This is a genomic window from Actinosynnema sp. NPDC059797 (assembly GCF_042732085.1).
In the GTDB taxonomy this organism is placed as follows: Bacteria; Actinomycetota; Actinomycetes; order Mycobacteriales; family Pseudonocardiaceae; genus Actinosynnema.
In genome coordinates, this window is sequence record NZ_JBHWIE010000213.1 from 1 (window position 1) to 8,075 (window position 8,075).

Here is an 8,075-nt window from a genome sequence, read left to right on the forward strand (position 1 = left end):
GGTCGGAGGAGTCCCCGGGCTCCGGTCAGCTCACCGTGATGTTGGAGTTGCCGCTGCTCTGGTAGCCCTCGGTGGCCATGATCATGTAGTAGCGGAAGCCGCCCAGCTGCATCCCGGCGCGCGCCCACGCGTCGAAGTGGTTGCCGGTGGTGATGGTGCCGCTGGTCTTCTTCTGCTGCCGGACGCTCCAGAACTGCGGGAAGGTCTTGGTGCCCTCCACGGACGGGGCGTTGTAGCGCATCGTGTGGTAGATGTCGTACGTGCCGCCGTCGCTGGAGACCGTGCCCCGGTGCGTGCCGGTCGGCCGCCAGCTGCCCCAGCTGTCCACGATGTAGTACTCGACCAGCGGGTTCGAGGTCCACCCGTAGAGGCACAGGTAGGCGTTGCCGGACGGGTTGAAGCTGCCCGAGTAGCGCACGGTCCGGCGACTGCCGGTGCTCCAGCCCTTGCCCGCGACGAAGTTCCCGGTGTTCCGCCACGACGTGCTGTACTGACCACCGCTGCCCATGGTCATGGACACCGTGCCCGGCGCGTCGGTCCAGAACGAGAAGTAATAACCGTTGTGGGTGCCGGTCGAGTTCTGCGTGACGGTCTGGGCTTGGGCGGTGCCCGGCAGCACCAGCCCGGTCGTGGCCAAGGCCAGGGCGCCGGCCCCACCCACGAACAACCTGCGGCTGATCTGCGGGGTGGTTTCGTCGTCCACGTGCATGCTTCCTCCTCGTTGAGGCTGGCGGCGGACCAGGTGGCGTGATAGACCTTGTGGAACGGTCGGTGGTCGCCCGACCCGTTCCGGCCCGCTCCGACGCGGTGGCCGCGGTCCATCGATACGCAAAGCATCGAACCGACTCCGCAGCGCTGTCAACAGTTTCCGCAAGTTTGCGAAACACCGGGCCGGCCTCGGATTCCCGGTGAAATACCCCGTTTAGCGCGCCCTATTTCCCGGAGTGCGCGGAATCAGGTGGCAGACCGCGTCGGAGAACGAAGAACCGATTGTTCGCCGCGCCTCCGGCGGGCCTCGTCAGGGGCGCAGCGGTGGTGCGATCGCGGCCAGGTCGAGGCCCTTGGCCCGCTCGACGAGGTCCGGCCAGCGGTCCAGCAGCAGCCGGTGACCGGCGTAGTCCTCGTCGGCCTCGCGGACGTAGCGGTCGGCGTTCGCGGCCAGGTGCCGGCCGACCCGCGCGTACCGCTCGTCGAACGGGATCAGGACCTCCTCCGCCAGCGCCCTGATCCGGGCCGCCCTGGGCGCGGGGTCCGCCCCGACCAGGGCGCCGACCGCCCGGACCAGCGCCGCCCGCACCGGCGCCGGGACCGGGTCCGCCGCGTCGGCCCGGCCGACCGCGCCCGGCTCGAACAGCGGGCCGTAGGAGGTGAAGTAGTCCGCGAACCGGGCCACCCCCTCCCAGTAGAGCAGCTTCTGCGCCGGGTCGAAGCGCCCCGAGTGGTACTCGTGGAACACCGCCCGGGTGTGGTGCAGCGCCGGCACGCCCAGCGCCATCGCCACGTCGAAGCCGAAGTAGTCCACGGCCAGGCTGTTCCGGCCGGGCACGTTCGGCAGCAGCTCGTGGATGCCGGTGACCGCCACGTTGCCGCAGTCCGGGTCGGCGCCCCCGTTCGGCGCCAGGCGCAGCGTGAGCGCGTCCCGCGCGTCGTGGACCTGCTCGGCCGGGAACACCTCGTCCACCAGCGCGACCACGTCGTCCGGGTCGAACCCCAGGATCTCGTAGAGCCGGTGGACGATGCGGTACGAGCGGCGCGCGAAGTCCTTGACGTCGAGGTTCCACTCGCCGGAGTAGTTGCCGCCCACCACGCGGATCGGCTGGTCGAGGACGGCGGCGTCGAGGTTCCCCGGCCAGCCGACGCCGTGCCCCGGGCCGACCTCGCCGATCTCGCCGACCTTCCGGCCCAGGTACGACAGCTCGATCTCGATCGGGTGCCGGCCGGCGGCCTCGGGGACCTCCTCGCCCAGCGGCCGGGTGTCGGAGTCGCGCCGGTGCAGCGCGTCGGCCCCGAAGGAGGCGGTCATCAGGAACAGCTTGTTCATCGCGGTGCCGTAATCGCGCCGCGGTGACAGGAACGGCTCCCGGACGGCGGCCGGCTCGTCGCGGAGGAGCCGGCCGAAGTACTCCCGCTGGAGTTCCGCGGTGAGGTGGTGGACGGGCTGGTCCGGGTTGGCGCGGGCCAGCCGGGCGAGCGCTCCCGCGTTGGCCCGCGCGTGCGGGCCCCCGTCGGTCTCGGACACCACCAGCGGGATCGTCCGGCCGAACCGCTCGCGGGCGAACGACAGCTCCGCCAGGTAGCCGGTCGCCGCGCGGGAGCAGTCCCGGTTGGTGGGGATGAAGAAGACCGACGACCCGATCGCGGGCTCGGGGGACGCGTTCACGCCCCGAGTCTGCGACCGGGCCGGCGGTCGCGCCACCGAATTGCGGCCCCGACGGGCCGTCGGGGCCGCCGGTCTTCGGCCCGGCGGGTCGTCAGATCAGCTCGACGTCCACCGGCACGGCGTTGCGCAGCGTGTGGCCGACCGGCGACGTGGCCACCACCTTGCGGTGCAGCTCCTCCAGTTCCGCCCGCGGGGCGGGGGAGTCGATGCGGACCCGGGCGGTGATCGAGCCGAACCCGGCGTGGCCCTCGGCGAGCCCGAGGAACACCTTCAGGTCGAGGTCGCCCTTGAGGTCGACGGTGAGCCGGTCGAGGGCGATGCCGGCGGCGGTGGCGTTGGCCGCGTACCCCACGGCGAGGCAGTTGCCCAGGGCGCTGAGCAGCTGCTCGACCGGGTTGGCCGCGGTGTCGCCGCCGCCGAGCGCGGCGGGCTCGTCGGAGGGCGTCGGGTCGAACCCGCGCACCCGCGCCTCGGACCGGAACCCGCCGGTCCAGGTCACGTGCGCGGCCCAGGTGGTCTTCGCCTTGTCCTCGTCCTGCCGGATGGCCTCGACGAGGCCGCCGACGGCCTCGATGGCGACGTCGTTGAGGGTGTGGCTGACTTCCGCGGTCATGTGCGCTCCCGGTGGTCGTGTCTCCCGGCAGCAGGATGCCGCCGTTCGGGCGCGCCGTGGAGCCCCGTTCGCGCCGTGGGAAGCGGTGCCGCCGCGAGCGGTCCTGTGCTATGGCGGGTGGCCGCGCCGGAGATCACCCGCGCGCCGGCACCGGTGGTGCACGCCGTCCGGGGCGCGGTCGTCCCCCGCCGGTGGGGCGGGGGACGACGCGCGTGCTCAGCGGGTGGTGCAGAGAGTGCCGTTGAGGAAGTACTTCAGCGGCCGCACGTTCGGGCCCTGGTAGCCGCCGACGAACCCGGCCGTGGTCGACGCGCCGGGCGCCAGCACCGCCGTGTTGGTGACGGTCACCCGGTCGCCGCTCTGCGCCCAGGTGGCGTTCCACCCGCTGGAGACCTGCTGCCAGGAGGTCGGCCAGGTGTAGGTCAGCGTCCACCCGCCGAGGGGCCGCGTGCCGGTGTTGGTGATCTCCAGGTCGGCGACGAAACCGTTGCCCCAGTTGGAGGTCTCCCGGTAGGACACCGCGCACGAGGACGTGGCGGGCGTGCCGGTGGCGAAGGTCAGCGGCGGCGACGACCACGACACCCGGCCCGCGTCGTTCCTCGCCACGAGGTTGACCGTGTACTCGGTGCCCGGCGTGAGGTTGGTCGCGGTGAAGCCCGTGCCGGTGGTCTCGCCCCACTGCTCGGTGTTCGCGCCGACGACCCGGTGCACCTCGTACTTGACCCCGGCGGGCGGCGCCGGCCAGGACAGCGCGGCCGTGCGGTCGGTGACCGCGCCCGCGACCGGCCGGGCGGGCGCGGCCGGGCCGGCCGCCGAACCCTTCGGCTGGAGCACCAGCGTGGTGATCGAGTACGGCGGCAGGGTCGCCGAGGAGGACGAGCCGGTGGTCGTGGAGATGCCGGTGTCGCCGTTGGCGAAGGTCAGCACGGTCGCGCCGGCGGCGGCGGTGTAGCCCGAGAGCCGGAGGTCGACGGTCTTGGCGGCCTCCGGGTCCTGGTTGACCAGCATGACGGCGAGGCCGCCGTCCGGCCGCCGGGCCGCGTGGGCGCGCACCAGCGGGTCGCTCGCCGCGGCCGTGACGAGCTGGTCGCCGGGCCGGGCGAAGCGGGACACCATCGAGATGGCGTGGTACGGCGCGAACGGGGTGTTCAGCGCGGGCTGGCACACCGCGCCGTCCGCGGTGCAGTTGCCGCTGGAGAGCAGGCCGTAGTCGTCGTAGTCGGGGTGGCCCGCGATCTCCCGCACCTGGCCGATGCCGTTGTGGACGTTCCACCAGTCGACGTTGAACACGCCCTGGCCCAGCATCGTCGCGTAGGCGTCGGCGGCGAACAGCGCGCCCGGCTGGGTGTTGCGGCCGTACGAGGTGTTCACCTCGGTCAACGCGATGCCGAGGTCCTTGCCCGCCAGCCGGCGCGACTGCTCGCGCACCAGGGTGATCTGGTCGACCACCCGGTCGGTCTTGGACAGCACCTGCGCGGCGGTGTCACCGCTCGGGTACCAGTGGATGATCCCGAAGTCGACCACGGGGCCGGCGATGGACAGCACGACCTCGTTCCACGACCCGGTGTCGCCCGCCGCGGTGATGCCGTCCGGCCACTCGCCCGGCGTGGTCAGGACCGCGCCGACCTTGATGGTCGGGTCGACGGCCTTCATGGCCGTGGCGTACTCGCGGACGAGGTTGGCGTAGTACGCCGGGCTCTTGTCCGGGTGCTCGTCGGCCTCCCAGCCCGAGCCGTAGTGGCCGTTGCCGTAGTTCTCGTTGCCGATCTCCCAGTACTCGACGCCGTAGCCCTTCTCGACGTTGGCGTAGCGCACCCAGGCGGCCGCCTCCTCGGGCGTGCCGGTGCCGTAGTTGGCGGTCACGATGGGCTGCCCGCCCGCGCGCCGCACGCCGGCCATGAAGGTGTCGAAGTCGGTGTTGGGCGCCACGTAGCCGCCGGGCGCGGTGTGGTCCTCCCAGTGGTAGATGTCCGAATAGGACCCGCCGGGGTAGCGCATGGCCTTCACGCCCGCGTCCTCCAGCAGGTCGGCGACGGCGTCGCTGCCCAGGTGGGTGTCCCAGATGGCGTGGTTCACCCCGATCGCGGCCTCGTGCACCACCTCCAACCCGGCTCGGGTGTTGACCGTGACGGTGACGTCCGGGTCGGCCTGGGCCGAGGGCCCGGCGACCACCAGGGCCTGGGTCGCCACCAGCGCGGCGAGCGCGGGCAGCACGACGAGACGCGGTCTCATGGGCGGTTCCTCATCGACGGTGATGGTGGGCGGTGTTTCTGGGAGCGCTCCCAAACTCTGAGCCGCGCTCTTGACCTTGTCAATCGCCGTTCCGCCCCCGCTCGGCGACTGCGTACGGGTGGCGTACGGCCCAGGCGTCCACTCCGCTCAACGGCCCCGTCGAACGCCGTCGAACAGACGAGCGGGCCGCGTTCGTGTCACATTCCACGCCACCGCGACGATCAGGTGGGTGCAGCCCGAACGGAAAGGTCGGCCCATGAGTCAGCCCACTGCGGACGTGCACCGGCTCGGCGGTGGCGTCCCGCCCACCGCGGCCGAGGTCGACCGGATCTCAGCCCAGGCCGACCCGGTCGTCCGCAACCTCCGGATCACCCACTGCTACCACGAGCTGTCCCGGGCGCTGGCCGACCGCACGGGCGGTTCGGCCAACTGGTGCACGTTCGCGGTCTGGGCGTCCAAGCAGGTGGGGCAGACCATCCGGCGGGAGGACCTGGCCCGCACGCTGGAACGCCTGCTGGAGTCCTCGCCCGAGGCGTCCGCCGCCGTGGCGCTCGCGGTCGGCGGCCTGCGGCGCGCCGTGCCCCGGAAGGCCCTCGACGACGCGGCGGGGCTGGTGCGCCGGGTCGTGGTGGCGACCGCGCGGCTCGACGCCGTCGGCGACGCCTCCGCGCGGGGCAACCTGAAGGTCTTCGCGGAGATCGCCCGCGAGTTCGCCCGGTTCCTCGCCGAGTGCGACGGGGGCGCGCCGGGCGCCGACGAGCAGCGGATCGCGGCGTTCCTCGACTCGCTGCGGCCCGGCGAGCCGCCCGAGGGCCAGCGCTACCTCAAGCAGGCCTTCGCCCGCTACCACCGGGCGATGTCCGCAGAGGACCCCAAGCGGCGCGCGGAGCTGCTGCTCCTGGCCAACGTCGAGATCGGCCTGCACGAGCAGACGCGGCTGCAACCGGAGATCACCGCCGCCCTGGAGGCCCCCGTCGTCGACCCGCGCGAGCTGGAGCGCCGCCTGCTCGACCTGGTCCTGCCGGACAACCGCGTGCTCAGGTGGCTGCGCCTGGCGCTGGTGACCGTGCTCGGCAGGCGGACCCCGGTGCGCGCCGCCGTCGAGCGGCTGGCCGACCACGCTCGCGCCCTGGCCCGCCGGGCGGTCACCGAGCACCTGATGACGCTGGCGCTGCCCGGCGGCGAGCTGCTCGACCTCGGCGACGACCTGCCCGCCCGGTTCCCGCCGCTGCTCGCGGAGCTGTCCGACCCCGAGCTGCTCGCGCTGCTCGCGACCGTCGACCCGACGCCCGACAGCCTGCTCGACACCGCCGCCCGGGACTGGTCGGACCTGCCCGACCGGATGCACTACATCGCCGACATGTTCCGCTGCCACGCCCAGCGCGGTGACCTGCTGGACCCGCCGTTCACCGAGGAGCAGGTGGCGGACCTCGTCGACGACCGCCTGCCCGCAGGCAGGCTCTGAGCACCGCGCCGAGCCCGAGGACCGGCTCACGCCCGGGTGAAGCCGCCTGGAAGCCCTTCGGCACCAGCAGGTCGTGGAACTCGGGCGCGGACCGGTCCGCGTCGGGCGCCGACACGCGGTGGCCGCGGGTCAGCCAGAACGCCGCCGGTGTCAGCTGGACCATGCCGAGCTGCGTCCCCACGCACACCCGCGGCCCTGCGCCGAAGGGCACGTAGGAGTGCTTGCGCGGCGTCGTCCGACCGTCCAGCCGGCGGTCCGGGTCGAGCACGTCCGCGTCCGGCCACCACCTCGGGTCGCGGTGCAGGAGGTAGGGGCTGGACATCACCTGGTCCTCCGGCCGCAGCTCCCACTCGCCCAGCCGCGGTTCGCGCGCCGCCGGCAGGACGTCCAACAGGTCCCGGGGCTCGTCCAGCGTCCGCTCGAACAACGCCCGCAGCCGTGCCGTGTGCGGGGTCGCCGCGGCCCGGTTCAGCCCGCGCCGGCCCGAGCGGCGCGCGCTCATCCAGGCATGCGCGTCATCCGAGTCGCGCCGCGCGTCGAACCGGCTGGCGACCGCGGAACTCGCGCTGGAGAAGTCGTCGTTGGTCCTGGTGAACAGCTCGTGCACGAGGTCCGGGTCGCGCACCACGATTGCTTCATGGTCCCTCCAGTGGCACGAGCCGTGTCCTGCGAAGGTCTTCTTCATCACGCACACCCGCCACCGCCGTGGGAACAACTCCACCGGGGTGGAATGCGAATCCCGCCGGCCACGCCTCCCGACCCGGAATTCCCGCCGTCCTCAGTCGAGGAGCCCCCGGCGGTAGGCGGCGGCCACGGCGGAGGCCCGGTCGGGCACCTCCAGCTTGGCGTAGATGTGCAGCAGGTGGGTCTTGACCGTGGCCTCGCTGATGTGCAGCTCGGCCGCGGCCTCCCGGTTGGTCCGGCCGCGGGCGATCAGGGCCAGCACCTCGCGCTCCCGCGCGCTCAACCGGGCCTCGTTCAGCGGCCGGCGCGGGCGGACCCGGCCGAGCAGCAGTGCGGCCACGGACGGGGACAGCACGGACTCCCCGCGGGCGGCGGCGCGCACGGCCCGGAACAGCTCCTCGCGCGGCGCGTCCTTGAGCAGGTACCCGATCGCGCCCGCCTCCACCGCGGGCAGCACGTCGGAGTCGGTGTCGTGCGTGGTGAGCACCAGGACCCGCGTGGTGGGCACGCGCTCGACGATGAGCCGGATCAGCGCGCCGCCGCTCGGTCCCGGCATCCGCAGGTCGGTCAGCACCACGTCCGGCCGCACGGCCGCCACCACGGTCAGCGCCTCGGCGCCACCGGCCGCCTCGCCGACGACCTCGAAGTCCGGCTGCGTGCCGAGCATCCCGCGCAACCCGTCGCGCACCACGGGGTGGTCG

General features: G+C 73.2%; 7 protein-coding genes. 1 reads left to right on the forward strand and 6 read right to left on the reverse strand.

Annotated features, from left to right (window positions below; translation table 11 throughout):
• Positions 1-25: 25 nt before the first annotated feature.
• From xynA to ACFV4N_RS31015, 4 genes are all read right to left on the reverse strand, one after another.
• The gene (xynA, locus tag ACFV4N_RS31000; RefSeq protein WP_499676173.1) at positions 26-709 is read right to left on the reverse strand and encodes an endo-1,4-beta-xylanase XynA; all 684 of its coding nucleotides are present in this window, start codon (positions 707-709) and stop codon (positions 26-28) included.
• 309 nt (positions 710-1,018) lie between these two features.
• The gene (locus ACFV4N_RS31005) at positions 1,019-2,380 is read right to left on the reverse strand and encodes a DUF6271 family protein (protein ID WP_499676174.1); all 1,362 of its coding nucleotides are present in this window, start codon (positions 2,378-2,380) and stop codon (positions 1,019-1,021) included.
• A 91-nt stretch (positions 2,381-2,471) separates the two neighbouring features.
• The gene (locus ACFV4N_RS31010; protein ID WP_499676175.1) at positions 2,472-2,993 is read right to left on the reverse strand and encodes an OsmC family protein; all 522 of its coding nucleotides are present in this window, start codon (positions 2,991-2,993) and stop codon (positions 2,472-2,474) included.
• A 216-nt stretch (positions 2,994-3,209) separates the two neighbouring features.
• Complete coding sequence (locus ACFV4N_RS31015) at positions 3,210-5,225, reverse strand: cellulose binding domain-containing protein (protein WP_499676176.1); 2,016 nt, start codon at positions 5,223-5,225, stop codon at positions 3,210-3,212.
• A 256-nt stretch (positions 5,226-5,481) separates the two neighbouring features.
• On the opposite strand from ACFV4N_RS31015, the gene ACFV4N_RS31020 reads away from it, so the two are divergent.
• Complete coding sequence (locus ACFV4N_RS31020) at positions 5,482-6,690, forward strand: hypothetical protein (RefSeq protein ID WP_499676177.1); 1,209 nt, start codon at positions 5,482-5,484, stop codon at positions 6,688-6,690.
• On the opposite strand, the gene ACFV4N_RS31025 is transcribed toward ACFV4N_RS31020, so the two are convergent.
• Both ACFV4N_RS31025 and ACFV4N_RS31030 read right to left on the reverse strand, forming a co-directional pair.
• A complete protein-coding gene (locus tag ACFV4N_RS31025; RefSeq protein ID WP_499676178.1) occupies positions 6,632-7,375 on the reverse strand; it encodes a cytochrome P450 in 744 nt (247 codons plus the stop codon). The genes ACFV4N_RS31020 and ACFV4N_RS31025 overlap by 59 nt on opposite strands.
• Positions 7,376-7,468: 93 nt before the next feature.
• Positions 7,469-8,075, reverse strand: a 607-nt coding sequence (locus tag ACFV4N_RS31030; RefSeq protein ID WP_499676179.1) for a response regulator, incomplete at its 5' end; no start/stop codon positions are given.

Excerpts from the sequence above, each read along its gene's own strand:
- ACFV4N_RS31015 (WP_499676176.1), bottom strand. The coding sequence starts at position 5,225 with ATGAGACCGCGTCTCGTCGTGCTGCCCGCGCTCGCCGCGCTGGTGGCG.
- ACFV4N_RS31020 (WP_499676177.1), top strand. The coding sequence starts at position 5,482 with ATGAGTCAGCCCACTGCGGACGTGCACCGGCTCGGCGGTGGCGTCCCG.
- xynA (WP_499676173.1), bottom strand. The coding sequence starts at position 709 with ATGCACGTGGACGACGAAACCACCCCGCAGATCAGCCGCAGGTTGTTC.
- ACFV4N_RS31010 (WP_499676175.1), bottom strand. The coding sequence starts at position 2,993 with ATGACCGCGGAAGTCAGCCACACCCTCAACGACGTCGCCATCGAGGCC.
- ACFV4N_RS31025 (WP_499676178.1), bottom strand. The coding sequence starts at position 7,375 with ATGAAGAAGACCTTCGCAGGACACGGCTCGTGCCACTGGAGGGACCAT.